The 26,137-nt window shown below is 72.4% G+C and carries 21 protein-coding genes; 7 read left to right on the plus strand and 14 right to left on the minus strand.

Features of this window, described 5'->3' with window-relative positions:
- Positions 1-331: 331 nt before the first annotated feature.
- Positions 332-1,339, minus strand: a complete 1,008-nt coding sequence (locus ACFYZJ_RS32670) for a stage II sporulation protein M (RefSeq protein WP_388574027.1) — start codon at positions 1,337-1,339, stop codon at positions 332-334.
- 90 nt (positions 1,340-1,429) lie between these two features.
- On the opposite strand from ACFYZJ_RS32670, the gene ACFYZJ_RS32675 reads away from it, so the two are divergent.
- Complete coding sequence (locus tag ACFYZJ_RS32675; RefSeq protein WP_388574029.1) at positions 1,430-2,374, plus strand: RDD family protein; 945 nt, start codon at positions 1,430-1,432, stop codon at positions 2,372-2,374.
- Between the two features lie 23 nt (positions 2,375-2,397).
- On the opposite strand, the gene ACFYZJ_RS32680 is transcribed toward ACFYZJ_RS32675, so the two are convergent.
- From ACFYZJ_RS32680 to ACFYZJ_RS32715, 8 genes are all read right to left on the minus strand, one after another.
- On the minus strand, positions 2,398-3,042 hold the full coding sequence (locus ACFYZJ_RS32680) for a hypothetical protein (protein WP_388574032.1): 645 nt from the start codon (positions 3,040-3,042) through the stop codon (positions 2,398-2,400).
- 138 nt (positions 3,043-3,180) lie between these two features.
- Positions 3,181-4,638 carry an adenosylhomocysteinase gene (ahcY, locus tag ACFYZJ_RS32685; RefSeq protein WP_388574034.1) on the minus strand — a complete coding sequence of 486 codons (1,458 nt, stop codon included), beginning with the start codon at positions 4,636-4,638 and terminating at the stop codon, positions 3,181-3,183.
- Between the two features lie 317 nt (positions 4,639-4,955).
- Entirely contained in the window at positions 4,956-5,933 is a 978-nt protein-coding gene (locus ACFYZJ_RS32690; protein WP_388574037.1) for a cation diffusion facilitator family transporter, read from the minus strand.
- 171 nt (positions 5,934-6,104) lie between these two features.
- Positions 6,105-7,256: a mannose-6-phosphate isomerase, class I gene (manA, locus tag ACFYZJ_RS32695; RefSeq protein WP_388574040.1), complete on the minus strand. Its 1,152-nt coding sequence runs from the start codon at positions 7,254-7,256 to the stop codon at positions 6,105-6,107.
- Between the two features lie 111 nt (positions 7,257-7,367).
- A complete protein-coding gene (locus ACFYZJ_RS32700; protein ID WP_388574043.1) occupies positions 7,368-8,495 on the minus strand; it encodes an SIS domain-containing protein in 1,128 nt (375 codons plus the stop codon).
- A 28-nt stretch (positions 8,496-8,523) separates the two neighbouring features.
- A complete protein-coding gene (locus ACFYZJ_RS32705) occupies positions 8,524-8,694 on the minus strand; it encodes a Trm112 family protein (RefSeq protein WP_161242457.1) in 171 nt (56 codons plus the stop codon).
- A 129-nt stretch (positions 8,695-8,823) separates the two neighbouring features.
- A complete protein-coding gene (locus ACFYZJ_RS32710; protein ID WP_388574046.1) occupies positions 8,824-10,188 on the minus strand; it encodes a phosphomannomutase/phosphoglucomutase in 1,365 nt (454 codons plus the stop codon).
- A gap of 180 nt (positions 10,189-10,368) precedes the next feature.
- Positions 10,369-10,746: a DUF3499 domain-containing protein gene (locus ACFYZJ_RS32715; protein ID WP_388574048.1), complete on the minus strand. Its 378-nt coding sequence runs from the start codon at positions 10,744-10,746 to the stop codon at positions 10,369-10,371.
- A 427-nt stretch (positions 10,747-11,173) separates the two neighbouring features.
- Here ACFYZJ_RS32715 and ACFYZJ_RS32720 point away from each other — a divergent pair, with 427 nt between their 5' ends.
- A complete protein-coding gene (locus tag ACFYZJ_RS32720) occupies positions 11,174-11,623 on the plus strand; it encodes a metallopeptidase family protein (RefSeq protein WP_388574308.1) in 450 nt (149 codons plus the stop codon).
- Positions 11,624-11,669: 46 nt separating this feature from the next.
- Here the strand turns inward: ACFYZJ_RS32720 and ACFYZJ_RS32725 are convergent, their stop codons facing one another.
- The 3 genes from ACFYZJ_RS32725 to ACFYZJ_RS32735 form a co-directional block, all read right to left on the minus strand.
- A complete protein-coding gene (locus ACFYZJ_RS32725; protein ID WP_388574051.1) occupies positions 11,670-13,187 on the minus strand; it encodes a DUF5719 family protein in 1,518 nt (505 codons plus the stop codon).
- Positions 13,184-16,798, minus strand: coding sequence for a glycosyltransferase (locus tag ACFYZJ_RS32730; RefSeq protein ID WP_388574054.1), 3,615 nt, complete (start codon positions 16,796-16,798; stop codon positions 13,184-13,186). Before ACFYZJ_RS32730 ends, ACFYZJ_RS32725 begins: the two co-directional genes overlap by 4 nt.
- Positions 16,799-16,997: 199 nt before the next feature.
- Complete coding sequence (locus ACFYZJ_RS32735) at positions 16,998-17,261, minus strand: WhiB family transcriptional regulator (protein ID WP_003975777.1); 264 nt, start codon at positions 17,259-17,261, stop codon at positions 16,998-17,000.
- A 703-nt stretch (positions 17,262-17,964) separates the two neighbouring features.
- Here ACFYZJ_RS32735 and ACFYZJ_RS32740 point away from each other — a divergent pair.
- The 4 genes from ACFYZJ_RS32740 (at position 17,965) to ACFYZJ_RS32755 (ending at position 22,037) form a co-directional block, all read left to right on the plus strand.
- Positions 17,965-18,471 (plus strand): cysteine dioxygenase, encoded by a 507-nt coding sequence (locus ACFYZJ_RS32740; protein WP_388574057.1) that lies wholly within the window; start codon positions 17,965-17,967, stop codon positions 18,469-18,471.
- A 111-nt stretch (positions 18,472-18,582) separates the two neighbouring features.
- Positions 18,583-19,566, plus strand: a complete 984-nt coding sequence (cofD, locus tag ACFYZJ_RS32745; protein ID WP_388574060.1) for a 2-phospho-L-lactate transferase — start codon at positions 18,583-18,585, stop codon at positions 19,564-19,566.
- Between the two features lie 14 nt (positions 19,567-19,580).
- Positions 19,581-20,912, plus strand: a complete 1,332-nt coding sequence (locus ACFYZJ_RS32750) for a coenzyme F420-0:L-glutamate ligase (RefSeq protein WP_388574311.1) — start codon at positions 19,581-19,583, stop codon at positions 20,910-20,912.
- A 123-nt stretch (positions 20,913-21,035) separates the two neighbouring features.
- On the plus strand, positions 21,036-22,037 hold the full coding sequence (locus ACFYZJ_RS32755) for a DNA-3-methyladenine glycosylase family protein (protein WP_388574062.1): 1,002 nt from the start codon (positions 21,036-21,038) through the stop codon (positions 22,035-22,037).
- A gap of 60 nt (positions 22,038-22,097) precedes the next feature.
- Here the strand turns inward: ACFYZJ_RS32755 and ACFYZJ_RS32760 are convergent, their stop codons facing one another.
- Together ACFYZJ_RS32760 and ACFYZJ_RS32765 are read right to left on the minus strand one after the other, a co-directional pair.
- Positions 22,098-23,183 carry a sugar phosphate nucleotidyltransferase gene (locus tag ACFYZJ_RS32760; protein WP_388574065.1) on the minus strand — a complete coding sequence of 362 codons (1,086 nt, stop codon included), beginning with the start codon at positions 23,181-23,183 and terminating at the stop codon, positions 22,098-22,100.
- A gap of 291 nt (positions 23,184-23,474) precedes the next feature.
- Positions 23,475-24,962, minus strand: coding sequence for an N-acetylmuramoyl-L-alanine amidase (locus ACFYZJ_RS32765; RefSeq protein WP_388574068.1), 1,488 nt, complete (start codon positions 24,960-24,962; stop codon positions 23,475-23,477).
- Between the two features lie 120 nt (positions 24,963-25,082).
- Here ACFYZJ_RS32765 and ACFYZJ_RS32770 point away from each other — a divergent pair, with 120 nt between their 5' ends.
- The gene (locus tag ACFYZJ_RS32770) at positions 25,083-25,841 is read left to right on the plus strand and encodes a TIGR03089 family protein (protein WP_388574071.1); all 759 of its coding nucleotides are present in this window, start codon (positions 25,083-25,085) and stop codon (positions 25,839-25,841) included.
- Positions 25,842-26,137 lie beyond the last annotated feature (296 nt).

A 26,137-nucleotide genomic window follows, 5' to 3' on the forward strand; every position in this document is an offset into this window, starting at 1 on the left:
TCCGACTCTATCAGATCTTTCCGATCCGATTTCCTCGGTGCTTTCCAGGTTCCCGCTCTCGCGTTTCCCTTTCCGGCGGACCCGACTTTATCAGAGGTTTTGGGGCGGACTGACCGCCGACCAGTTCTGAATCCATCGGGGAGGCTGCTCGGAACTGATCGCTCCAAGAGCCGGCAGATGCTCACTGTTCCTGTTGTGGGTGGATAGCTCCACCTCCAGGCAACTGTCTGAATCTACCTCCCCACGCCACCCGTGTCAACAGGTCCCGTGGGGCGAAGAGGAGACTAGCAGGCCAACGCCGGGAGACGCACATCCGGAGGGGCCGTCTCGGTCACGCCGCCGTCGGAACGCTCGCGCTCCGCTCGTCCGCGTCCACATCGCCCGTGTCCCCGGCGCGGGCCGCGCGTCCGCCCAGGACGTAGACGTACGCGAGGAAGGCCAGCTCAGCGGTGATGCCGATCCCGATCCGGGCCCAGGTGGGAAGCCCGGAAGGGGTCACGAACCCCTCGATGGCGCCCGAGACGGACAGGACCAGCGCGAGTCCTATGGCCATGCCCAGAGCGGACCTGCCCTCCTCGGCGAGGGCGGTGCGACGGGTACGGGGGCCCGGGTCGACGAGAGTCCAGCCGAGTCGTAGGCCTGTTCCGGCGGCCACGAAGACGGCCGTCAGCTCCAGCAGGCCGTGTGGCAGGACCAGGCCGAGGAAGGTGTCGAGGCGGCCGGCCGAGGACATCAGGCCGATACCGACCCCCAGGTTCAGCATGTTCTCGAACAGGATCCACAGCACCGGGAGCCCCAGGAAGATGCCCAGGACCAGGCACATGCCGGCGGCTCGGGCGTTGTTCGTCCACACCTGGGCCGCGAAGGCGGCGGCGGGATGGCTCGAGTAGTACGTCTCGTACTCGCCGCCGGGGCGTGTCAGGTCTCGTAGTTCGCTCGGGGCCGCGATGGAGGCCTGGACCTCCGGGTGGGTGCCGATCCACCACCCCAGGAGCGCCGCCACCACCGTGGAGAGCAAGGCTGTCGGTATCCACCAGCGGCGCGAACGGTAGACGGCGGCGGGGAATCCGTGCGTGAGGAAGCGTGTGACATCGCGCCACGAGGCGCGGCGCGTGCCTGTCACAGCGCTGCGCGCGCGTGCCACCAGTTGACTGAGCCGCCCGGTCAGCTGAGGGTCGGGGGCGCTGGACTGGATCAGCGAGAGATGGGTGGCGGTGCGCTGGTAGAGGGCGACGAGTTCGTCCGCCTCGGCTCCGTTGAGGCGGCGCCGACGGCGCAGCAGGGCCTCGAGGCGGTCCCACTCGGCACGGTGGGTGGACACGAACACGTCGAGGTCCATGGACGGGCTGCTCCTCGTACTGCGGCGCGGTGTGCCCTCAGCTTGGCAGACTGTCGTACTCCGGGGAGGGCCAGGGGAAGGACGGCGGGCGTGAGTGAGCTAGTGACGGGTGAGGCGGTGGCGCTGGAGCTGCGCCCCGCGAAGTTGCCGAGCCGGGCGCTGGCCGTGTTGCTCGACCTGGTGGTGGCCGTGGTCGTCTACGTCCTTGTGATGATCGCTCTGGTGGCGTCCACGGCCGGGCTGGACGAGGCCGCGCAGATGGCGGTGTCGATCGCCGCCTTCGTTCTCGTGCCGGTGGGCGGACCGATCGCGGTCGAGACGCTGAGCCATGGGCGTTCGCTGGGCAAGCTGGCGTGCGGGCTGCGGGTGGTGCGGGACGACGGCGGGCCGATCCGGTTCCGGCACGCGTTGGTGCGGGGCGCGGTCGGCGTGGTCGAGATCCTCATGACCTTCGGGGTCGTGGCGTGCATCGCCTCGCTCGTCTCGGCACGGGGGCGGCGGCTCGGTGACGTGTTCGCGGGCACGCTCGTCGTTCGTGAGCGGGTGCCCGCCGGCCGTACGTCCTTCATGCCCCCGCCGCCACCGTGGCTGGCCGGGCGGTTCTCCGCGCTCGATCTCTCGGCGGTTCCCGATGGGTTGTGGCTGGCGATCCGGCAGTACCTGACCCGGATGCATCAGCTGGACCCGCAGGTGGGCTGGACGATGGCGGAGCGTCTCGCCGCGGATCTCGCGGCCCGTACAGGTGTCCCGGCACCGCCCGGGGTGCCGCCGGCCGCTTATCTGGCGGCGGTGGTGCAGGAGCGGCAGGCACGGGAGGCTCGGCGGGCCTCCGGTGGCTGGGGGGCTGCCGAGGTCGTCGAGGGTGGTCCGCAGGTCGGGGCCGCGGTTCAGCAGCCTTACGCCCCGCCCCCGCCCCTGGCCTCCGTCACCCCGCAGGACCAGCGGTCGGCACCGGCACAGCCCCGGCAGCCCACGCAGCCCGCATCCCCCGAGCCGCCGGCTCGGCCCTCCACCGGCTTCGCCCCTCCGGCATAGCCGCGGTCACCACGACGCCTCTGTCACGGAAACACCGACGGCGGCGACTCCAGGTCCTCCAGCTCGATGCCCGGTGCCGCCAGCACCACGTCGCCTGCGATGTGGACGGTGTGCCGCTCACCCGTGTCCAGGGCTGTGACCTGGTATTCGTCCACGACGAGGGGGGCGTTGTCAGTGGTGTGTGCTTCTCTTGCGACCAAGGCCCAGGACTGGTCCACGGTGCGGGGGGCGAGGACGGGTTCCGTGAAGGCGACGAGGCGTACCCGCGTCGCGGAGGAAGAGGGGGTGAGGCGTAGCAGACGGGCCGTGGCGACGAGGAAAGCGGGGGATGTGCCGGTGAAGGCGTGGGCGCGGACATTGCCTTCGGTGGCATGGGTGCCGGTGGGGTCGGTGCGGACCCAGGTGACGCCGTCGAGGGCGGCGCCCCGCACTTGCCAGCCAGCGGCGTGGAGTTCGAGGCGGATGGGGCGGCCGAGCTCGTCGAGGGTGAGGTCGACGGAGCCGGCGACTGTGCCTTTGCGGGGGACGCCCCCGGATCCGCTGCCGGAGGGGGTGGTCAGTTGGGAGACGTAGCGCCAGCCGGTGGGGCCCGGCGCGCACTGGAAGTGTTCTTCAGCGAGGAGGGTCTGGTCGTGCGGGTCGTGAAGCGAATATCGGCCGCGGGGCATGGGGGTCCTGGGGCTTGACGGGGCCGGTCCGCCCGGTGGTCCGGGAAAGGCCGGTGGTCTGGACAGGCCCGCTGGTCCGGAAAGGAGGCAGGCCCCCGGCACGGGGGTGCGGGGGCCTGCTTTCGGACCGGGGCTAGGTCAGTAGCGGTAGTGGTCCGGCTTGTACGGGCCCTCGACGTCGACGCCGATGTACGCCGCCTGCTCGGGGCGGAGCTTGGTGAGCTTCACGCCGAGCGCGTCCAGGTGGAGGCGGGCGACCTTCTCGTCGAGGTGCTTGGGCAGCACGTACACGCCGGTCGGGTACTCGTCGGGCTTGGTGAACAGCTCGATCTGGGCCAGCGTCTGGTCCGCGAAGGAGTTGGACATCACGAACGACGGGTGACCGGTGGCGTTGCCCAGGTTCAGCAGGCGGCCCTCGGAGAGGATGATGATCTTCTTGCCGTCGGGGAAGGTCCAGGTGTGGACCTGCGGCTTGATCTCGTCCTTGACGATGCCGGGGATCTTGGCGAGGCCGGCCATGTCGATCTCGTTGTCGAAGTGGCCGATGTTGCCGACGATCGCCTGGTGCTTCATCTTGGCCATGTCACTGGCCATGATGATGTCCCGGTTACCGGTCGTGGTGACGAAGATGTCGGCCTTGTCGATGACCTCGTCCAGCGTCGTGACCTGGTAGCCGTCCATGGCGGCCTGCAGCGCGCAGATCGGGTCGATCTCGGTGACGATCACGCGGGCGCCCTGACCGCGCAGGGACTCCGCGCAGCCCTTGCCCACGTCGCCGTAGCCGCAGACGACCGCCGTCTTGCCGCCGATGAGGGTGTCCGTGGCGCGGTTGATGCCGTCGATCAGGGAGTGGCGGCAGCCGTACTTGTTGTCGAACTTCGACTTGGTGACGGCGTCGTTGACGTTGATCGCCGGGAACAGGAGGGTGCCCTCGCGCTGCATCTCGTACAGGCGGTGGACGCCGGTCGTGGTCTCCTCGGTCACGCCGCGGATCTCGGACGCCAGCTGGGTCCACTTCTGGGGGTTCTCGCCCAGGGTGCGGGTCAGCAGCTGGAGGATGACGCGGTGTTCCTCGGACTCGGCGGTGTCGGGCGAGGGGACCTTGCCGTCCTTCTCGTACTCGACGCCCTTGTGGACGAGGAGGGTGGCGTCACCACCGTCGTCGAGAATCATGTTCGGGCCGCCGGTGGGGCTGTCCGGCCAGGTCAGCGCCTGCTCCGTGCACCACCAGTACTCCTCGAGCGTCTCGCCCTTCCAGGCGAAGACGGGGATGCCCTGCGGGTTGTCCGGCGTGCCGTTCGGGCCGACGGCGATGGCGGCCGCCGCGTGGTCCTGGGTGGAGAAGATGTTGCAGGACGCCCAGCGGACCTGCGCGCCGAGCGCGGCCAGCGTCTCGATGAGCACGGCGGTCTGGACGGTCATGTGCAGAGAGCCGGTGATACGGGCGCCGGCCAGGGGCTGGGCCTCGGCGTACTCCTTGCGGATCGCCATCAGACCGGGCATCTCGTGCTCGGCGAGGGTGATCTCCTTGCGGCCGAACTCGGCCAGCGAGAGGTCGGCGACCTTGAAGTCCTGTCGGTTCTCGACAGTCGTCATTGCGAGCTGCTCCTCGGGGTTGGGTCGAGGTGGGTACGGCTGGTCTGCGCGGCGGCGGGCACAGGGTGCCCGAAGAGGACACAGGCATGCCCACGTGCGCGCAGCGCAGTCCGTCGGAGGCCCTCTCTCCCTCGGTCGGCCCGTCCTGGACCGCCCGACCGCCATCAGCAGCGACGTCTGGCTCCGTTCCAAGCTACACCGGAGGACCCAGCCGTCCCCAGTCCGCCTCCCAAGACGTCTGGTTGCTTGCGGCCGGCCTCCTGGGCGCGGTGCCGTGTGACGGGGCCTTCACGTGGTCCGTCGGGCTCAGCGTGTGATCAGTGCCCGGCGCTCGGCACGGGTCCACCGGGCGTCGCCTCGGGGTCCGGGCCCTTCGCGGCCTCGGCCTCGCTGTAGATGTCCGGTTCGAGGTAGATGACGCGGGCGATGGGGACAGCGGCGCGGACGCGGGCTTCGGCGGCGTTGATCGCGGAGGCGACCTGGGCGGCGGTGTCGTCGTGCTGCACGGCGATCTTGGCGGCGATCAGCAGCTCCTCGGGGCCCAGGTGGAGCGTGCGCATGTGGATGAGGCCGGTGACCGTGTCACCGTCGACGATCGCCGCCTCGATCTGCTTGACCACGTCGACGCCCGCGGCCTCGCCGAGGAGCAGGGACTTGGTCTCGGCGGCGAGGACCAGGGCGATCAGCACGAGGAGGACACCGATGCAGACGGTGCCGATGCCGTCCCAGATGCCGTCACCGGTGATCAGGGCCAGGCCGACGCCGCAGAGGGCGAGGACCAGGCCGATGAGCGCGCCGAAGTCCTCCAGGAGGACGACCGGCAGCTCGGGCGCCTTGGCGCGGCGGATGAACTGTGCCCACGACAGCGTGCCGCGCAGTTCGTTGGACTCCTTTATCGCCGTGCGGAAGGAGAAGCCCTCGGCGATGACCGCGAAGACGAGGACGCCCACCGGCCAGTACCAGTGCTCCAGGGCGTGCGGGTGCCGGATCTTCTCGTAGCCCTCGTAGATGGCGAACATGCCGCCGATGGAGAACAGGACGATGGAGACGAGGAAGGCGTAGATGAACCGCTCGCGGCCGTAGCCGAACGGGTGCTGGGGGGTCGCCTCGCGCTGGGCGCGTTTGCCGCCGACCAGCAGCAGGAACTGGTTGCCGGAGTCGGCGACGGAGTGGACGCCCTCGGCGAGCATCGACGACGAGCCGCTGAAGGCGAACGCGACGAACTTCGATGCCGCGATCGCGAGGTTGGCGCCGAGTGCCGCCACGATCGCCCTGGTGCCGCCTGACGCGCTCATGTGTTCGCGTTGTCCCTTCGTAGCCGTCGCGCCGGGGACGTCCGTACGTGCCGGACGCCGTCCGGGGCTTTGCCCGTCCTTTGCCGGTGGGCCATTGTTGCAGCAGGCTCCGACAGCGGTGCGCGGGGCCGGGACCGCGACGGCGCCCGGCCCGGGGGCCGGGCGGCGGCGTCAGGCGGCGACCGTGGCCCGGAAGACCGTGCCGGCCCCGGACACCTCGGCCTGCTCCTCCGCCGGTACGAACACCGACCCGCCGGGCGCGAGCACCTCGTCGCCCGCGCGGACGGAACCGGCCGTGCACAGCAGGATCTGCGGGGTCGCGCGGGTGAGGTCGCGCGGGGCGGCGCCCTCGGTCAGTACGTAGCGGGACAGGCGGAACTCGTCGATGGGGGTCTCGTAGACCTCCTCGCCGTCGGCGGAGGCCTCGGGGCGCAGGACGCCGGGGTCGCTCGCCTCGAAACGGACGATGCGCAGCAGTTCGGGGACATCGACGTGCTTGGGGGTCAGGCCGCAGCGCAGGACGTTGTCGGAGTTGGCCATGATCTCGACGCCGAGGCCGTTCAGGTAGGCGTGCGGGACGCCGGCGCCGAGGTAGAGGGCCTCGCCGGGCTGGAGCCGGACGTGGTTGAGCAGCATCGCGGCGATCACGCCGGGGTCGCCGGGGTAGTGGTGGGCGATGTCGGCGTACGGGGCGTAGGTGCCGCCGAGACGGGTGCAGGCCGCGGTCGCCTCGTTGACCGTGTGGGTCATCTCCTCGGGGTCGGCGGTCAGCACGGCGGTGAGGACCTCGCGCAGGGCGGCGTCTTCGGGGTGGGCGTGCAGCAGGTCGACGTACGGCTTGAGGGGGTCGACGTCCAAGCCGGCCAGCAGGTCGGCGGCGGCGTCGGGGGCGCGGAAGCCGCACAGGCCGTCGAACTCGGTGAGGGCGCAGATCAGCTCGGGCTTGTGGTTGGTGTCCTTGTAGTTGCGGTGGGGCGCGTCGACGGGGATGCCGCGGCGCTCCTCGTCGGCGTAGCCCTCCTTGGCCTGCTCCAGGTTCGGGTGGACCTGGAGGGAGAGCGGGGCGCCGGCGGCGAGGATCTTCAGCAGGAACGGCAGCCGGGGGCCGAACCGGGCGACCGTCCGCTGCCCCAGTTCACGTTCCGGGGCCTTGTCGATCACCTCGTTGAGGGGGCCGCGCGGGGTGCGCGAGGGTGCGCCGGGGTGGGCGCCCATCCACATCTCCGCCTGCGGCTCACCGGTCGGCTCGACGCCGAGGAGCCGGGGGAGGGCGGTGGTCGAACCCCAGGCGTAGGGGCGGATGGTGTTGTCGAGGCGGTCCATGGGTCTTCTTTGTCTCCGTACGTACGCTCCCGGCCGGCGCCCCTCTGGACGGGCCGGCCGGTGTGCGCTGGTCAGCTGGTGTGAGTCTGGATCAGGCCCCGGGAGCCAAGATCAGGGGCCGGAAGCGAGCGCCACGTAAACAGCGGCGAAATCCGTGATGGCGATCAGCTCCGCGAGGGTCTCCAGCTCGTCGCCGTCCTCCGGCTCGAGTTCGCTGATCGCCGTGTCATGGCTGAGGGCCAGGTCCCGGGCGGCGGGGGCGGCGCTCAGGCCGCCGATGGGGCGGTCGCGCAGGAGTACCACGCGCGCGTGCAGGGCTTGTGCCTCCTCGACGCGGTCGCGGAAGAAGTCGTCGGGGTCGGCGCCCGCGGCGAGTGGGCCGGAGAGCAGCACGCCGTGCGCGGCGAGGGCTTCGGGCAGCTGCGCGGTGAGCGCGGGACGGCCGGCCAGCTCGGCGAGCGCGGCGGCGAAACGGCGGCCGGCGGGTGCGGCGGAGACGCCCTCCGTCCAGATCACCGGGAGCGCCTCGGCGAGTTCGGCGGCGAGGTTCTTGGCGGGGTTGCCGTAGGTGGCGATGGCCGGGCCGCAGCGTTCGGCGACCTGGTCGAGTCGGTCGGCGACCTTCTCCAGGGCATCGGGCGGCGCGGAGAGCAGACCGGTGCGGTCCAGGAGGGCGAGCAGCGGGGTGAGCAGGGCCCACAGGACGCCGGGCGCGGAGGCGGCGAGGGGTTCCTCCTGCTCGTAGGGGGCGGTCGCCATCGGCACGAACAGGCCGTGGGCGGCGGTCACCGCCTCCGTGATCGGGGAGCGGGCGGGAGCGACGGCGACGACGGTGCAGCCGCGGCGGTAGGCCTGCTCGACCAGGATGCCGAGGCCGGGTTCGGAGCCGTCGGGGGTGGCGATCAGCAGCAGGTCGACGGGCCCGGCCCAGCCGGGAAGCTCCCAGCGCAGCGCGCCGGCCGCGGGGGCGACGCCGGTGGGGTGGATGCGGACGACCGGGCAGGCGGCGCCGGCGAGGGTGCCGAGCAGCTCGGCGACCCCCACGGAGGCGGTGCCGGGGCCCGCGATGAGGACGGCTCGGGGGCGGCCGTCGGGCTTCAGGTCGTTGACCCCTGCCTCGGCGGCGAACCGCACGGCTGTGCGGACCCGGGCGCCTGCCTCGGCGGCGCCCCTGAGCAGTCCGCGTCGGTCGACGCGCGCCAGCGCCTCGGGGTCGTCGAGCAGCGATTCGTCGAGCATGGGCGGCAGCCTCCGATCGCCGGGTGCGTCAGGCGGGGCGGCGGGCCTCGTCGACGAGCAGGACCGGGATGCCGTCCCGGACGGGATAGGCGAGGCCGCAGTCCTGGCCGGTGCAGACCAGCTCGCTGTCCTCCTCCTTGAGCGGGGCGTGGCACGCCGGGCAGGCGAGGATCTCCAGGAGGCCGGCTTCGAGCGGCATGACGGGTCCCTTCGGGCTGGTGCGCTTGGCCTGGTCAGACTACCGCCGCGGGCGGCGGCGTGCGGAGGTTGGGCGGGGCGGGCGCCGCGGGGCGCGCCCGCCCCGCCTCCCCCGTCGTGTGGTGGGGCGTCAGGCCCGGATGATCTCCAGCGCCTCGTCGCGGATCTTCGCCATGGTCGCCTCGTCCCTCGCCTCGGCGTTCAGGCGCAGGAGCGGCTCGGTGTTGGACGGGCGGACGTTGAACCACCAGTCGGCGGAGGAGACGGTCAGGCCGTCCAGCTCGTCCAGTTCAACGCCCTCGCGGCCCTCGTAGGCGGCCTTGATGGCGGCGAGGCGGCCCTGCTGGTCGTCGACCGTGGAGTTGATCTCGCCGGAGCCCACATAGCGGTCGTACTCGGCCACGAGCTGGGAGAGCGGGCCGTCCTGGCCGCCGAGGGCCGCGAGGACGTGGAGGGCGGCCAGCATGCCCGTGTCGGCGTTCCAGAAGTCCTTGAAGTAGTAGTGCGCGGAGTGCTCGCCGCCGAAGATGGCGCCGGTGCGGGCCATCTCGGCCTTGATGAAGGAGTGGCCCACGCGGGTGCGGACCGGCGTGCCGCCGTTCTCCCGGACGACCTCGGGCACCGACCAGGAGGTGATCAGGTTGTGGATGACCGTGCCCTTGCCGCCGTGCTTGGCCAGTTCCCGGGCGGCGACCAGTGCGGTGATCGAGGACGGGGTGACCGGGTCGCCGTGCTCGTCGACGACGAAGCAGCGGTCGGCGTCGCCGTCGAAGGCGATACCGATGTCGGCGCCCTCTTCGCGGACGCGCTTCTGCAGGTCGACGATGTTCTTCGGGTCGAGCGGGTTGGCCTCGTGGTTGGGGAACGTGCCGTCCAGCTCGAAGTACATCGGGACCAGGTCGATGGGCAGCCCGGCGAGGACGGTCGGCACGGTGTGGCCGCCCATGCCGTTGCCGGCGTCGACGACGACCTTCAGGCGGCGGATGGAGGTCAGGTCGGCGAGGGTGCGCAGGTACGCCGCGTAGTCCTCCAGCGTGTCGCGCCGGCTGATCGTTCCCGGCGTCGCCACGGGCTGCGGCGCTTCCCCGTCCAGCCACTCCTCGACCAGGGCGCGGATCTCGGCGAGGCCCGTGTCCTGGCCGACGGGGGCGGCGCCCGCGCGGCACATCTTGATGCCGTTGTACTTCGCCGGGTTGTGCGAGGCGGTGAACATGGCGCCCGGCAGGTTCAGCGCGCCCGACGCGTAGTACAGCTGGTCAGTCGAGCACAGGCCGATCTCGGTGACGTCCGCACCGCGTCCGGCGGCTCCCCGCGCGAAGGCGTCCGCGAGGCCCGGGGACGAGGGCCGCATGTCATGGCCGATCACGATCGCGTCCGCGCCGGTCACCTGGGCGAAGGCCGCGCCGAACAGCTCGGCCAGCGTCTCGTCCCACTGGTCCGGGACCACCCCGCGCACGTCGTACGCCTTCACGATCTGCGACAGATCAGCAGCCACGGCCAACCCTCCTGAGTTCTCGACGATGTCCCCAAACTACCTGCTGGGACACGTGCCTGACCGGGGCTCCCCGGGTCCGACGAACACTTCGAACGGACTTCATACCGGGTCTCACCCTGCACACCGGCCCTCAGGGAGCGCACCCGATGCGGGCGGGCGTGGCGGAGAGCAGTGGGAGGCTCAGTTGTCGGGCGAACGCAGGACCCGCAGATGGCCGCGGCGTGCGACCTCCATCGGGTCGGCCGTACGGGCGCTGCCGCCGCCTGCCTCGGCCGCGCGCTGCTGGGGGCGGGCCGCCTCACGGACCGCGTTGGCCAGCGCTTCCAGGTCGTCGCCGCTGGGGCGCGTGGGGGCCGAGCCGTCCAGCAGCCGGACGACCTCCCAGCCGCGCGGCGCGGTCAGCCGCTCGGAGTGCTCGGCGCACAGGTCGTAGCAGTGGGGTTCGGCGTAGGTGGCGAGCGGGCCGAGGACCGCGGTCGAGTCGGCGTAGACGTACGTCAGCGTCGCGACGGCGGGTCGGCCGCAAGCGGTGCGCGAACAGCGACGTACAGGGCTCACGACGTTGGACGGTACCGCACTCTTGAGCGGGCCGCGACGACTCTCCCCCAGGTCACTCCACCGTGTCGCGCTGTGAAACACCCCACACCCACCTTCGGGGCCGCCTGGCTGACCTGCGTGGACAGCTCATGCCGAGATACCGGACGGCTCTGAAATCGGTCACCACTTGGTACAAATCTCGTCAAAGTTCATGAGCTCGGCGGTCTCGGAGGGATACGGAATCGCGCCCAAGCTTGGCTGGAATGGTCATCAGGCGACACGCCCCGCGACCTCCGGCACCCGGGGGGGCACACCGTCCACGGCGAGCCGGCCGGGCGCCGCAGCCGGAAGCGGCCGGCGCCGGGCCCCACGCGGACCTGCCCGGAGCAGCCGGGGTCCGCGTGGGGCCGGGCGCGCCGCCGGCTCGGGGACTACGCTTCTTTCAGTGATGGACACCCCCGTACCGCCCCGCGCCGCCGCACCCGGGCCCCGCCGCCGTGACCGCCACGGCCGAGGTATGCGCGGCCCCGTCGCACCGCCCCAGGTGCCGCTCTCCGCGAGCCGCGCCGAGGTGTTCGCGGATCTGGTGCAGGACTCCGTTGAACGGCTGGAGCGACGCTGGCCGCAGCTCGCCGAGATCGACTTCCTGGTCCTGGAGGTGCCGCGGCTGGACGGCCCAGGCGCGGGCTGGAGCGATGAGGCCGTACCCCTGGGAGGCACGATCCCGGCCCGCGACGGCCGCCGCGCCCGCGTGGTGGTCTACCGGCGCCCGGTCGAGATCCGCACCAAGGGCCGCGACGAGCGTGCCGCCCTGGTCCACGAGGTGGTCGTGGAGCAGGTGGCGGAGCTGCTGGGGCTGACTCCGGAGACGGTGGATCCCCGCTACGGCGAGGACTGAGCCCCGCACCCCCACGGGTCCTTCCGCATGCTCACGGACCCTCCCGTCACTTCTTCAGGAGCACCGACAGGTCCTGGCGTGCCTCCGGCACCGCCACCGTGCCCCGGTCGTCCGGCAGGGTCTGCACGGTGAACGCCGACAGCCCCTCGATGGTCGTCTGGAGCATGCGCGAGGCGTAGACGGGGCCGCCGGAGAGCGTCTCCACGGTGAGTGCGTAGGTGCCCTTCAGGCCGCTCGGCACGGGCGCGTCCACGTCCTGTGTCGTACCGCCCTTGATCGTGTACTGCTTCGTCACCGCTGTGCCGCCCTCACTGCCCGCGGACGCGGTGACCTTGACGGTGGCCGTGGCGCCCGGTGCGGCCAGCGCGAGCGTGGTGCCCTTGGCGCTGTTGTCGGCGACCGAGGCGCGTGTGCCGACCGGCGCGGTGGCCGGGATGAACGCCGACTCCTGCCCGCCGCCCTTGCCCCGCACCACGCGCACCGCGGCGACCACGGGGACCGGGCTGTCGGTGGGCGTCAGTACGAGGGAGCCGGCCTCGCCGCGCGTGACGTCGCCGAGGTCCACGGCGGTGGTCATGCCGGCCTTCACATGCAGCGTCTCGTTCCCGGCCGGGGTGATCTCCCCGGAGGGCGAGGCGAGCCGCACCTTGAGGTCGGCGTCGGAGTCGCCGGGTGCGAAGGCGACCAGACGCACGTCGGTGGCGTCCTTGGGGATACCGGGCAGCACCAGGGAGCCCGCCGGATCGGTGGAGGCGGGCAGCCAGTCGCCGCCCTGCTTGTCGTCCAGGGCCTGCACGGCGGCGGCGACCCGGCCGCTGCGGACGCCGACGTGGACCGTGAGGTCGCTCTCCTGGGCCTGGGTGAGCGTGGACAGCAGGATCGGTTCGCTGGAGTGCGGCTGGACGGTGATGCCCTCGCCGACGGTCGACTTGAGGTTGCCGTCCTTGCCGTACAGCTCGATGTCGACGACCGCGGCGGAGTCGTCGGGGTTGGTCAGGTGCACGTAGTCGGTGCGCGACGCGGTGGTGGCGGCGCCCGGGAACCAGAACTCGGTGTCGGGGGCGGTGCAGCTCGTGCCCAGCAGTCCGCGCCCGGTGCCGGCGGCGACCGCGGTGGTCTCCTGGACCGTCCAGCCGGGCGCGAAGCTGCCCGTGGCCGTGCCGACCAGGGCGGGCGTGTCGGCGCCCGAGGCGTCCCCGGTGGCCGGGGTGCCGGGCTGCTTCTGGGTCAGCGTCGGCGCGCCGGACTGCTTCTTGCCCTTGCTCGCCTTGCCGACCTTGCCCGTGGCCGTGCTGTCCGTCGACTGCTCGGCCGCCACGGCCAGTTGGGCCTTGCCGCTGCCGCCGGCGCCTTGCACGACCGGCGTGAAGGACGTGTACGAGGTGTCGGCGAGGTCGGAAGTGCTCGGCTGGGGGCACAGCAGCCGGGTCTGCTCCACGGGCAGCCGGGCGGCCGTCTTCCGGGTGTCGCTGCCGGAGGCGGCCGGCGCGCCGAGTGCGGCGAATCCGGTGACGGCGGCGAGCGCGGTCGCGCCGGCGATCAGGGACAGGGTCGTGCGGTTCACTGCTGGCTCCCGTCGGGGCGCTCACTGTCGGTGCCGTGCGCCGGGTCGTACGGCGTGGCGTAGCCCTGGGTGTACGTCGGGTCGTACGGCGCCGTGTTGCCGTAGGCGTACGGGTCGTACTGGGCGCTTTGATAGGGGTCGGCCTGGTACGGCTGCTGCTCGTAGGCGCCCGGCGCGTACTGCTGGGGGACGCCCGGGTAGTGCTCGCCGCCGTAGGAGCCGTACTCGGTGTCGGCGTAGCCCGTCGTGTCCCACTCCCCGTACGCCGGCTGGTGCGGCACGGCGGCGGGGGGCTCCTCGGCGGGGGCGGGTGGGGTGCCGGTGTCCTGGGCGGCGGACTCCTCCGCCTCGGCCTGCGCGCGCAGCCGGCGGGCGCGGCGGCCCTCACCGGTGATGTCCTGCGCGGGCACCACCCGCTCCTGAGGAAGGTCGTCGTCGATGTCACGGCGGCGGCCGGGCAGGGCGAGCACCACCAGGACGACGGCGAGCGCGCCCTGCGTCCACAGCCAGGCGGTGTGGCCGAGCGGAGTGTCGTAGGTGACGTCCAACCTGCCGCCGGATGCGGGCAGTTGGAAGCCCTGCGCCCAGCCGTCCACGGTGGTGGCGGTGAGCGGCTTGCCGTCCAGGGTGGCGGTCCAGTCCCGGTCGGCGGTGTCGGCGATCCGCAGGGTGCGGCCCTGAGCGCCCGAGGGGATCGTGGTGTGGATCTCCACGGGCCCGGCGGCGACGGGTTGCGGCGCTCCCGTACCGCCGATGATCGCGGCGCGGGAGACCTCGCGGTCGATCCGCCACAGGGCGCTGCCGTCCTGCTGGCTGAGCCGGGTCAGGCCGGGCGTGGCGTCCAGGACGCGGCTGATGTCGCGGGGCGCGCCCTTGCGGACGAGGACATAGCGCACGGCGAAGCCGCCGAGTTCATCGGCCTGGTCGGCGCCGGAACCCGCGACGAGGTTGGCGACGACCTTGTCGAGCTGCTTGTTCTCGCCGTCCTCGGCGGCGAGTTCGCCGTCGCCGAGGCGGGCACCGGAGCCACGGACCAGGGTGTAGCCCACGCGCGCGGTGGACTCGCCGTCGAGGACGAGGGTGCGGGCCTGGTCGCTGGTGCCGCTCTCCTCGGCGACGAACGCGGGCACCTGCACGGGGTCGCGCCGCTCCACCGGCCCGTCCGCGCCGCGGATCATCCACCCGGAGGCGATGAGCAGCGGCCCGGCCGCGGAGGCGAACGCGATGAGCGCGGCGACCGGCTGGCGCCAGCCGAAGCTCTGCTCGGCCACGCGCGCGCGTGCGCCGTCCGCACCGACGGCGGCGGCGGCCAGCAGCGCGAGACCGTAGACGAGGGTGGCGGGTCCGGCCCAGGTCGAGCGGTTGGACAGGACCGCGAAGACGAGCGCCACCAGGGCGACAGCCCACGCCGTCCAGATGGCGGCCTGGCGCTCGCCGCGCATCAGGGCGGCCAGCGCCGCGAGGACGACGCCGATGAGCATCAGCCCGCTGACCGTGCCGGGCCCGCCCGGGCTGGCACCGAGCAGGTCGGAGGCGGAGGCCGCGCTCGCGCCGTACGCCAGACCGGCCTCCTTGAAGAAGCCGAACGGCAGCAGCGTCAGCGACCACGGGGCGAGCAGCAGCAGCGGGGTGCCGACCTGGGCGAGGAAGCGCAGGCCGTGGGCGACGACGTCGTTGCGGCGCACGACGAGCAGCCCGATGCCCAGGATCAGGGCGATCGGCCACACGATCGGCGTGAACGCGGTGGTGATCGTCAGCAGCAACGCGTAGGCCCAGGTGGCGCGCCAGCTGCCCCGCGCGCCGGAGGCGTGGGCGAGGCCACTGGCCGCGATGCCCGCGCGTGCGATGAGCGGCAGCAGGACCGCGAGGACCGCGGTGCCGATGCGGCCACCGGCGAGGGCGCCGGTGGCGGCGGGCAGGAAGGCGTAGGCGACGGACGCCCACGCGCGCAGCAGCCGCGACTCGACGAGGGGACGCGAGGCGAAGTACGCGGTGAACCCGGCGAGCGGCACGGAGCAGACGAGCAGCACCGTGACCGCGAGACCGGTGGAGCCGAACAGCATCGAGGCGAGCAGGGCGACGAGCGCCAGATACGGCGGCGCGGAGTGCGTGCCGCCGGCGCCCACCGGATGCCAGGCGTCGAGATAGCGCGACCACAGCTCGGAGGAGTCGGCGGGCGCGGGCAGCAGCGCGCCGCCGGCGAGCGCGCCACCGCCGAGCAGCGCGCGGCAGGCGACGAGCGAGACGAGCAGGAGGACGCCGAAGAGCACCGGTCCGGGCTTGCGGGCGATGCGCTTGAGCCGTGCGAACTGCTCGACCTCCAGGAAGTCGGCGTCGTCACCACCGGGTCCGGACTCCAGGCCGCCGCCGTGCCGGCCGGCCGAGGACACCTCGGGGTCGGAGCGGCCCACGAGGTTGCTCGCGACCTGTTCGACGGTGGCCCGGACGGTGGCTCCGGGCGGTGGGAACAGCGCGCGCAGCTCGCCCTTGTCGACCTGCGGGCGGCCGCGCCTGTGGCGTCCGGCGATGATCCGCTCGGGCCGCAGCAGCGTCCCCAGCAGACCGCGGATCTCGTCGACGGCCTGGCCGGGCACCTTGCCGACGAGGTAGGCCACCGTGCGCAGCAGGGTGCCGAGCACCAGGCGGAGCAGGACCCAGGGCAGCTGTGCGCTGCGGGCGTTGACGAGGAGGGTGTAGACGGCGCCCGCCTTGTCCACCTTGTGCGGGGAGGCCGCGGTGCGGCCCACACAGTCGACGGTGCGGCGCTCGCGGGAGGCCGCCTCGGCGTGTCGTACGACCGCGTCGGGGGCGACGAGGACGCGGTGGCCGGCGGCCTGGGCGCGCCAGCACAGGTCGACGTCGTCCCGCATCAGAGGCAGGTTCCGGTCGAATCCGCCGAGCTGCTCGAAGACGTCACGCCGGATCAGCATGCCGGCGGTGGACACGGACAGCACCGGGCGGACGTGGTCGTGCTGGCCCTGGTCCTGTTCACGCCGCTCCAGGCCGGTCCAGCGGCGGCCGGAGTTGGCGATGGTGACGCCGACCTCGAGCAGTTGCCGGCGGTCGTACCAGCCGCGGAGCTTGGGGCCGACGACGGCGACCTCGCGGCCGAGCTCCTCCTCGTGGTCCACGACGCGCAACAGCTCGGCCAGGGCGCCCGGTTCGGGCGCGCAGTCGTCGTGCAGGAGCCACAGCCACTGCACCGGCTCGCCGTACGGCAGCTCGGGCATGTCGTAGGCCTCGTCCCGCCAGCTGCGGGTCACGGGGTCCCAGCCGCTGGGGCGCTTGAGGTAGGGCAGGTCGTCCGGGGTCAGTGCGGGCGCCGAGCGGCTCGCCTCCTCGACGGCCTGGCCGAAACCGGTGCGCCGGGCGAGGTGCAGGACGCGGTCGGGGCCGAGGGCCTCGGTGAGCAGCTGGGCGGAGTCGTCCGCGCTGCCGGTGTCGGCCGCCACGGCGTTCTGCACGGGGCGCTCCTGGCCGAGCAGCCCGGCGAGCGCGTCGGGCAGCCAGCGGGCGCCGTCGTGGGCGACGAGCACCGCGGTGACCACGTGACGCGGGAACTCTGGTGGAGACGGGTCGTGTTGGACCGCCGAATGGCTGTGCACGGACATCGAGGTACGGGCCCCGGTTCGTTGGACTGCGGTGGACGCCTGTGCCCCGAGGGGGCAGCGGGACGTCTCGGACGGAGGCCCACACTAACGGTTGGACAAGATCACGGCCCGCCGCCTGTGGACAACCCACCTGCGACGGGCCATTCGTTACGAAAGGATGTGCGGCTTTTCGTCACTCGCCGCAGCGACCGCGGTGACGTCAGACGGCGGCCTTCTTCAGACGGCGGCGCTCACGCTCGGACAGGCCGCCCCAGATGCCGAACCGCTCGTCGTTGGCGAGCGCGTACTCGAGGCACTCGGAGCGGACCTCGCAGGCGAGGCAGACCTTCTTGGCCTCGCGGGTGGAGCCGCCCTTCTCGGGAAAGAAGGACTCGGGGTCGGTCTGGGCGCACAGCGCGCGCTCCTGCCAGCCGAGTTCCTCGTCCGCGTCGTCGACCAGCAGTTGCTGCACCAGCTCGGTCATGTGCGCCCCTCGTCTGTCTTTCGCGTCCCCGTGATGTAGCCGTTACCGAATCCGGCTGAACGACACGAGTGAAATTACAAGTGTGCCGATCCGGGCCAGTCAAGCCGAGATCTGCTATTGGGCCCCTTATTCACTCTGCGGAACCAAGGCTATGCGGAAAGTGTTCAAATCGGCATAAACCATGACAGCCTGCGGGGGTCCAGACGGCTCTGTCACCCCTCAGCGAGAAGGACGCCCAGGAGTTCGATCTCGTTCCGACACGCACACCGAAGCGAACCGGATCACATTCGGATCACGAGATCGCAACGACGTCCACGTACCCGGCGGTGCGCCATGTGTCCCCCCGACTCCACTGAACAAACCTTTCCTCTGCAGGATGAACCGGATGAGGTGAAACAGCTCCCACATGGCGGACGCGAAGTTGACAGGAAAAGGTGTGAACCGATGTCCTAGTGGGCATGCTCGCGAACTCGGCACTCACCCAGACCCGCACCGCCGGGTCCCACGGTGCTGCCCGCGCTCGCTGTAGCTGTTGCTGTTCCGACTGTTGAGCCTTCCCCCGCGCTCCGGCCGTCCCCGGGTCCACATGACCCGGCTGTTGTTCCCTCCGCCCGCACCAGGGCTCGCGCCGCGCCCGTGACCCGGGCGGACGACACGCGACACCCCACCCCCCGCACTCTCCCGCCGAGGAACCACCGCACCCATGAACAGCGACAGCGACCTGCAGATCGCCGGCGACATCCTGGAAGTACCGCACCTGCTCCAGCCGCCGCGCGAGCACCCGGTCACCGTGGCCGAGTTCGCCGGGCTCGCCCGCACCATCACCGCCGACCGCTCCCGGTGGGAGCACCTGGTCCGGTACGACGCGACCACCCGCTGGTACCACCGGCTGCAGACAGGGCCCGGCTACGAGGTATGGCTGCTGTCCTGGGTGCCCGGGCAGGGCAGCGGGCTGCACGACCACGGGCGCTCGTCCGGCGTGCTGACCGTCCTGCACGGCGCGCTCACGGAGCGCACGGAGCGCGGCACCCGCGCGTTGCGTGCGGGGGCGCAGCGCGTGTTCGCGCCCGGCTACGTACACGAAGTGGTGAACGACGCCCTGGAACCTGCGGTGAGTCTGCACGTCTACTTCCCCGGGCTGACGGAGATGCCGATGCACACCGGGGCCTGCGCGGCGGAGCGCGGCACGGTGGACACGGTTACGGCCTGAGAGCCTGGGTCCCCCCGGCGGGCAGCGGGTCGGGCGTGACCGCTGCCGGGCGGCGTCGCGGGTGCCCCCGTCGGGGCACGCGTTGTCACAGGCGCCTGCAAGACTGCCTCCATGCGCATTGTGGTTCTGGCAGGCGGCATCGGCGGTGCCCGTTTCCTGCGTGGTCTGAAGCGGGCCGTGCCCGACGCGGAGATCACCGTCATCGGCAACACCGGCGACGACATCCACCTCTTCGGGCTGAAGGTCTGCCCGGACCTCGACACGGTGATGTACACGCTCGGCGGCGGCATCAACGAGGAACAGGGCTGGGGCCGGTCCGACGAGACCTTCCACCTCAAGGAGGAGCTCGCGGCGTACGGCGTCGGGCCGGAGTGGTTCGGGCTCGGCGACCGTGACTTCGCCACGCACATCGTGCGGACCCAGATGCTGGGCGCGGGCTACCCGCTGAGCGCGGTGACCCAGGCCCTGTGCGACCGCTGGAAGCCGGGGGTCCGGCTGATCCCCATGTCGGACGACCGCGTCGAGACGCACGTCGCCGTCACGCTGCCCGACAGCGACTCCGCCGCGGGCTCCGGCGAGCGCAAGGCGATCCACTTCCAGGAGTACTGGGTGCGGCTGCGCGCCTCCGTCCCGGCCGAGGCGGTCGTGCCGGTCGGCGCGGAGCAGGCGAAGCCCGCGCCGGGTGTCCTGGAGGCGATCGCCGAGGCGGACGTGATCCTCTTCCCGCCGTCCAACCCCGTCGTCTCCATCGGCACGATCCTGGCGGTCCCCGGCATCAGGGAGGCCATCGCGGAGGCTGGGGTTCCGGTGGTGGGCCTGTCCCCCATCATCGGTGACGCTCCCGTGCGCGGGATGGCCGACAAGGTGCTCGCGGCGGTCGGTGTGGAGTCCACGGCCGCGGCGGTCGCCGAGCACTACGGCTCGGGGCTGCTGGACGGCTGGCTCGTCGACACGGTGGACGCGGCCGCCGTTCAGCGCGTGGAGGCCGCGGGCATCCGCTGCCGCGCCGTGCCGCTGATGATGACGGACCTGGAGGCGACGGCGCGGATGGCCCGCGAGGCCCTGGCGCTGGCGGAGGAGGTGCGGGGGGCTTGAGCGGCGGGCTTTCCATGGATTCGGGGGCCGGCGGTGGTACGCCCGCCGCCGTGCCCGCCTACCGGGTCTGGGCGGTTGCGGGGCTGCCGGAGATCCGAGAGGGCGACGACCTCGCCAAGGTCATCGCCGCGGCCGAGCCGGGACTCGTCGACGGCGACGTCCTGCTCGTCACCTCCAAGATCGTCTCGAAGGCGGAGGGGCGCGTCGTCCGGGCGGACGACCGGGAGGCCGCCATCGACGCCGAGACCGTGCGGGTCGTGGCTCGGCGCGGGCAGCTCAGGATCGTGGAGAACCGGCAGGGCCTGGTGATGGCCGCCGCCGGTGTCGACGCCTCCAACACCCCTGCCGGCACCGTGCTGTTGCTGCCCGAGGACCCCGACGCGTCCGCGCGCACCATCCGCGAGGGGCTGCGGGACACCCTCGGCGTGGAGGTCGGCGTGATCGTCACGGACACCTTCGGGCGGCCGTGGCGCACCGGACTCACCGATGTCGCCATCGGGGCGGCGGGCGTACGGGTCCTCGACGACCTGCGCGGCGGCACGGACGCGCACGGCAACCCGCTGAGCGCGACCGTCGTCGCCACCGCCGACGAGCTGGCGGCCGCCGGCGACCTGGTCAAGGGCAAGGCCGCCGGGCTGCCCGTCGCGGTGGTCCGCGGGCTGCCGCACGTGGTGACCGGGGACGACGGCGACGGGGCGAGCGCGATGGTGCGCGGCGCGCGCGACGACATGTTCCGGCTGGGCACCTCCGAGGCGGTACGGGAGGCGGTGACCCAGCGGCGTACGGTGCGCGCGTTCACCGACGAGCCCGTCGACCCCGGTGCCGTACGCCGTGCGGTGGCCGCCGCCGTGACGGCTCCGGCGCCGCACCACACCACGCCGTGGCGGTTCGTGCTGCTGGAGTCCGAGGAGTCGCGGACGCGGCTGCTCGACGCGATGCGGGACGCGTGGATCGCGGACCTGCGCCGGGACGGGAAGAGCGAGGAGTCCATCGCCAAGCGCGTCCGGCGCGGGGACGTACTGCGCAACGCGCCGTACCTCGTCGTGCCGTGCATGGTCATGGACGGCTCCCACACCTACGGCGACGCGCGGCGGGACGCGGCCGAGCGCGAGATGTTCGTGGTCGCGACGGGCGCGGGCGTGCAGAACCTGCTCGTCGCGCTCGCCGGGGAGCGGCTGGGCTCCGCGTGGGTGTCCTCGACGATGTTCTGCCGGGACGTCGTCCGCGAGGTACTGGAACTGCCGGAGAACTGGGAGCCGATGGGCGCCGTGGCGGTGGGGCATCCGGCCGAGGAGCCGAAGCCGCGACCGGAGCGGGATGCGGGGGCGTTCGTCGAGGTGCGGTGAGCGGGGCGGGCGCGCCGGACCGCCGCGGCAGGAACGCACGCGACGGCCCCCGCGGCCCACCCGCGCCGTCTACCCTCGAAGAACGCCCAGCCTGCCCGCCGAACCCACACCAGGACCTCATCCGTGGCCGGACGATTCGCCCCCCGCCCCACCCCGACGACCGCGCGCGGTGGGCATGTCGTCGTGCCCGCGGGCATTCCGCGGCCGGCCACGGCTCCCGGACGGCGGCGGACCTGGACCCCGCCCGGGCCACTGGACCTGGGCCTGGTGCTCGGGCCGCTGCGGCGCGGTCCCGCCGATCCCACCTTCCGGGCGACGCCCGACGGCTCGGTGTGGCGGGCCAGTCGTACGCCGCTCGGTCCGGGCACACTGCGGGTCGCGCTCCGGAGCGGGGTCGCCGAGGCGGAGGCCTGGGGACCCGGGGCGCAGTGGCTGCTGGACCAACTGCCGGAGCTGCTCGGCGCGTTGGACGCTCCCGACGCCTTCGAGCCACGGCACCGGCTGGTCGCGCTGGCCCGGCACCGTCGGCCGGGACTGCGGCTCACCCGGACCGGCCTGGTACTGGAGTCGCTGATTCCGTCGATCCTGGAGCAGAAGGTCACGACGGACGAGGCCTACCGGGCGTGGCGGCTGCTCGTGAGGAAGTTCGGGGAACCGGCGCCGGGGCCCGCGCCGGGGCGGATGCATGTGATGCCGGCGCCGCGGACGTGGGCGCTCATTCCGTCCTGGGAGTGGCACCGGGCCGGGGTCGACAACAAGCGGGCGTCGACGATCCTGCGGGCGGTGCGGGTCGCCGCCCGGCTGGAGCAGGCGGTGGGGATGGAGCCGGCCGAGGCCCAGGCACGGCTCGAGGTGGTTCCCGGGATCGGGCCGTGGACTTCGGCGGAGACCGTGCAGCGCAGTCACGGGGCGGCGGACTCGGTGACCGTGGGGGACCTGCATCTGCCCGGGATCGTGGGCTACGCGCTGGCCGGGGACCGGGACGCGGACGACTCCGTGATGCTGTCGCTGCTTCAGCCGTACGCGGGCCAGCGGCACCGCGCGGCACGCCTGATCCTGTTGAGCGGGTGTGCGCCGCCGCGGCGCGCTCCGCGGATGCGGCGCGGCGACATCGGACGGTGGTAGCACGACGCCGGGTGCACCCGCTCAGGGCACCCGGCGTCGTCGAGAAGCGCTACTGCTGGGCTACTGCTGGTCCGAGGAGAAGCGCACCGCTCCGGCCGGGATCCGCGCGTCGCACCAGACCCGTACTCCTTCTCGGAGTTCGTTGTCCGCGCCGACCACCGCGCCGTCGCCGATGACCGCGCCCGTGAGGATCGAGCGCTCGCCGATGCGGGAGCGGGCACCGATCAGGGAGTCCGTGATGACCGCCCCGGGCTCGACGACGGCGCCGGAGAGCACCGTGCTGCCGGAGATCCGGGCGCCCTCTCCGACGAACGCGCCCTCGCCCACCACCGTGCCGCCGGTCAGCTTCGCGTCCGAGGCCACCGAGGCCGTCGGCAGGATCAGGCGGTCGCCGCAACGTCCGGGCACCGCCGGGGACGGGGCGCGCCCGAGGACCAGGTCCGCCGAGCCGCGCACGAAGGCCGCCGGGGTACCCAGGTCCAGCCAGTACGTGGAGTCGACCATGCCCTGCAGGTGGGCTCCCGCCGCCAGCAGGTCCGGGAACGTCTCGCGTTCCACCGACACCGGGCGGCCCAGGGGAATGGTGTCGATCACCGAGCGGCGGAAGACGTACGCGCCGGCGTTGATCTGGTCGGTGACGATCTCCTCGGGAGTCTGCGGCTTCTCCAGGAACGCCGTCACCCGGCCCGTCTCGTCCGTGGGGACGAGGCCGTATGCCCTCGGGTCCGTCACCTTCGTCAGGTGCAGCGACACGTCCGCGCCCGTCGACTGGTGGGTGTGGACCAGGGCGCGGATGTCGAGGCCCGTGAGGATGTCCCCGTTGAAGACCAGTACCGGCTCCTCGGGACCGGAGTGGAGGCGGCTCGCCACGTTGCGGATGGCGCCGCCCGTGCCGAGGGGCTCCTCCTCCGTGACGTACTCGAGGCTGAGGCCGAGGGACGAGCCGTCACCGAAGTAGGGCTCGAAGACCTCGGCCAGGTAGGAGGTGGCGAGCACGATGTGCTCCACGCCCGCCGCCTTCGCCCGCGCCAGCTGGTGTGTGAGGAAGGGGACCCCGGCCGCCGGAACCATCGGCTTCGGGGTGTGCACCGTGAGCGGGCGCAGCCGGGTGCCTCTGCCGCCGACCAGGAGGATCGCTTCTGTCACCTGTCGTCTCTGCTTCCTGCCGGGACCGGCCAATCTGTGAATCGGCCGGCCAGTTTACGCAGACCGTGTTATGAGGACCGCAAAGGGCGTTATGAGGACCGTGAGAGTGGCCCCTCTCCGGCGCCCTCGATGACAGTGGGGTGTCCTTCGATGGCTGTGTGGGGTGGCCCCGCACACCTTCGTGCGGATGGACTCGTACGGTGTCGTGCGGACCGCCGCGCGGTGTGATGCCGCTCACCGTACGACGGCGTACGGGTGGTCCGTACGCCGTCATGCGCCGGCCCTCCGCCCTCAGCGGCCCTGCAGGCGGGCCGCGGTGGAGCGGATCGTGCCGAGTTTGCCGTACAGCTGCTGTCCGGGACAGTCCGTGGCGTACCCGTCGCGATGGCCGGAGAGTACATTCAGTCGCGCCTTCGCACCCTTTGGGTACAGATTGCCACCATCGGACTCCAGGTATGTCGTGCCGCGCGGATCCATGCCGTACAGACCGAGCTTCCACGCCGTCAGGGCGCCCACACCGTCCAGTGTGTCGGTCGACGGCTTGGTGTTGCCGGAGTAGGTGCCGATGGCGGCGACGCCCATGCTGTCACTGTTGAACCCGAGGGTATGGGCGCCCAGCACGGGCTTGTCGGTGCCCCCGGCGCGGCCCTCGTAGATGGTTCCGCACTTGTCGACGAGGAAGTTGTAGCCGATGTCCCGCCAGCCGTTACTCACCACGTGGTAACGGTAGATACTGCGGATGACGGAAGGGGCCTGCGCGCAGGTGTAGTTGTTGCCCGACGCCGTGTGGTGCACGAACGCCACCTTCACACTGTCGGTGTAGACGAAGCCCGCCTCGCGCAGCGTCTCGTCGGCGCCCCAGCCGCTGCGGGTGACGATTTTCGGGCGCGGGGCGGTGTGGGTCCTCGTGTGCTCCGGGAGCTGTTCCGGCTCCTTGCCCGGGGCTTCCTTCGCGGGGCCGGTGGTATCCGCGGGACTCGCGGTCCCCTTTGCCGGGTTTGCGGTCCCTTGTGCCGGATTCGGGGTCTCCTTCGCGGGATTCGCCGTTCCCTGCGCAGGGTCGGCCGCCTCCTCCGCCGTGTTCGAAGGCTCCTTCGCCGCTCCCTGTGGTCTCTGCGTTTCCTGCGCCCCGTGCGAGGGTGCCGGGATCGCGGCGCCGGGGGCACCCTCGTCGGACGGTTCCGGCGAGGCGGCGCGTGCGGTGGGGCCGGGGGCGCCCGCCTTCGAATCCGCGCCCGGATCCACCAGTTCGACACGGAGTCCGTCGGGGAGCGTGGGTGACCGCGTCGTTCCGGTGTCGTCCCGCTCGGCGCTCACCCGTACCTCCACCCCGTCCGAGTCACCGACCCACAGCGGCGCGGTCCCCCCGCGCACCCTGCCGGCCCGACCCTCGGTGGTGTCGGGGTCGGGGCCGTGGCCGTGGTGGTGCGTCTCGAGTTCCTGCCACTCGGACCACTGGTGCGTCCCGCTCGCGCGGGTACGGACCTCGACATGGCCGTGGAGGTCGACGCCCGGGTCGTCCCAGACGACGCCGACGAGCGAGAAGGAGCGCACCGTCTGCTGGGTCAGGCCCGCTTCGACCAACACCCCGGCGGCGCGGGTGATGGGCACCAGGGGGAGGGACTGGGTACTACCGGGGACGGCCGCCGAAGCCGACGGACCCCGCACGCCGGTTCCGGCCCCCGCGGCCGGGACCGCGAACGGAAGAGTCAGTACCGCCGCGCAGCTGACGCCGATCGAGGAAGCAAGATATCCACGCATGCCCATGATCTTGGACATATTCAGACATGTATGTCCATTTGGAATCTGACGACCCGTCGACCGCGCTCGGCCGAACCGGTGGTGCCCCACACCCCGCCACCGACGCCCGCACGTCCGCCCCCGCGTACGCTTGCGCGCGTGAACGCCACCGATCGCACCCCCGCCGACCTGCTGCGATCCGCGCTCGCCGCGGACCCCGCGCGCCCCCTCGTGACCTTCTACGACGACGCCACGGGCGAACGCGTCGAACTCTCCGTGGCCACCTTCGCCAATTGGGTGGCCAAGACCGCCAACCTCCTCCAGGGTGACCTCGCCGCCGAGCCCGGCGACCGGGTCGCGCTGCTGCTGCCCGCGCACTGGCAGACGGCGGTGTGGCTGCTCGCCTGCTCGTCCGTGGGCGTCCTCGCGGACGTCGACGGCGATCCGGGCGCCGCCGACCTCGTGGTCAGCGGTCCCGACACGCTGGACGCGGCGCGCGCCTGTTCCGGGGAGCGCGTGGCCCTCGCCCTGCGCCCCCTCGGCGGCCGCTTCCCGCAGCCCCCAGACGGCTTCGTCGACTACGCGGTCGAGGTGCCGAGCCAGGGCGACCGCTTCCAGCCGTACGCCCCCGTGAACCCGGACGAGCCGGCGCTGATCGTCGCCGGGGCCGAGTTCACGGCGGCGGAAGTGGTGGCACGGGCCCGTGCGGACGCGCTGCCGCTCGGGCTGAGCGGGCCCGGGGCGCGGTTGTTGTCGGGTTTGCCGTACGACACCTGGGCGGGGCTGAGCGCCGGGTTGTACGCCCCCCTGGCCGCAGGGGGCTCGGTCGTGCTGTGCCGGCATCTCGAGCGGTTGGGAGAGGAAGGGCTGGCCAAGCGGATCGAGAGCGAGAAGGTGACGGCGACGGCCTTGAGCTGACCAGCGCCGGGCGGCCACCGCCCGTGGGTCGACCGCGGGTCCGTGGCGGCGATCGGGCCGCGGGTCCGGCCTGTCGATCGATGCGGGTCCGGCCTGTCGATCGATGCGGGTCCGTCGCAGCGATCGCGCCGCCGGGCCCTGTATCGATAGCGCCGCGGATCCGTCACAGCGATCCCGCCACACACCCGACCCGTCCATCGCCGCGAGTCCGCCACGACGAACGCACCACAGACCCGACCTGCCGATCGCTGCCGACCCCCCGCAGCAATCACGCCACACACCCGACCCGTCCATCG

It is taken from the genome of Streptomyces sp. NPDC001848, from assembly GCF_042891915.1.
Lineage (GTDB): Bacteria > Actinomycetota > Actinomycetes > Streptomycetales > Streptomycetaceae > Streptomyces.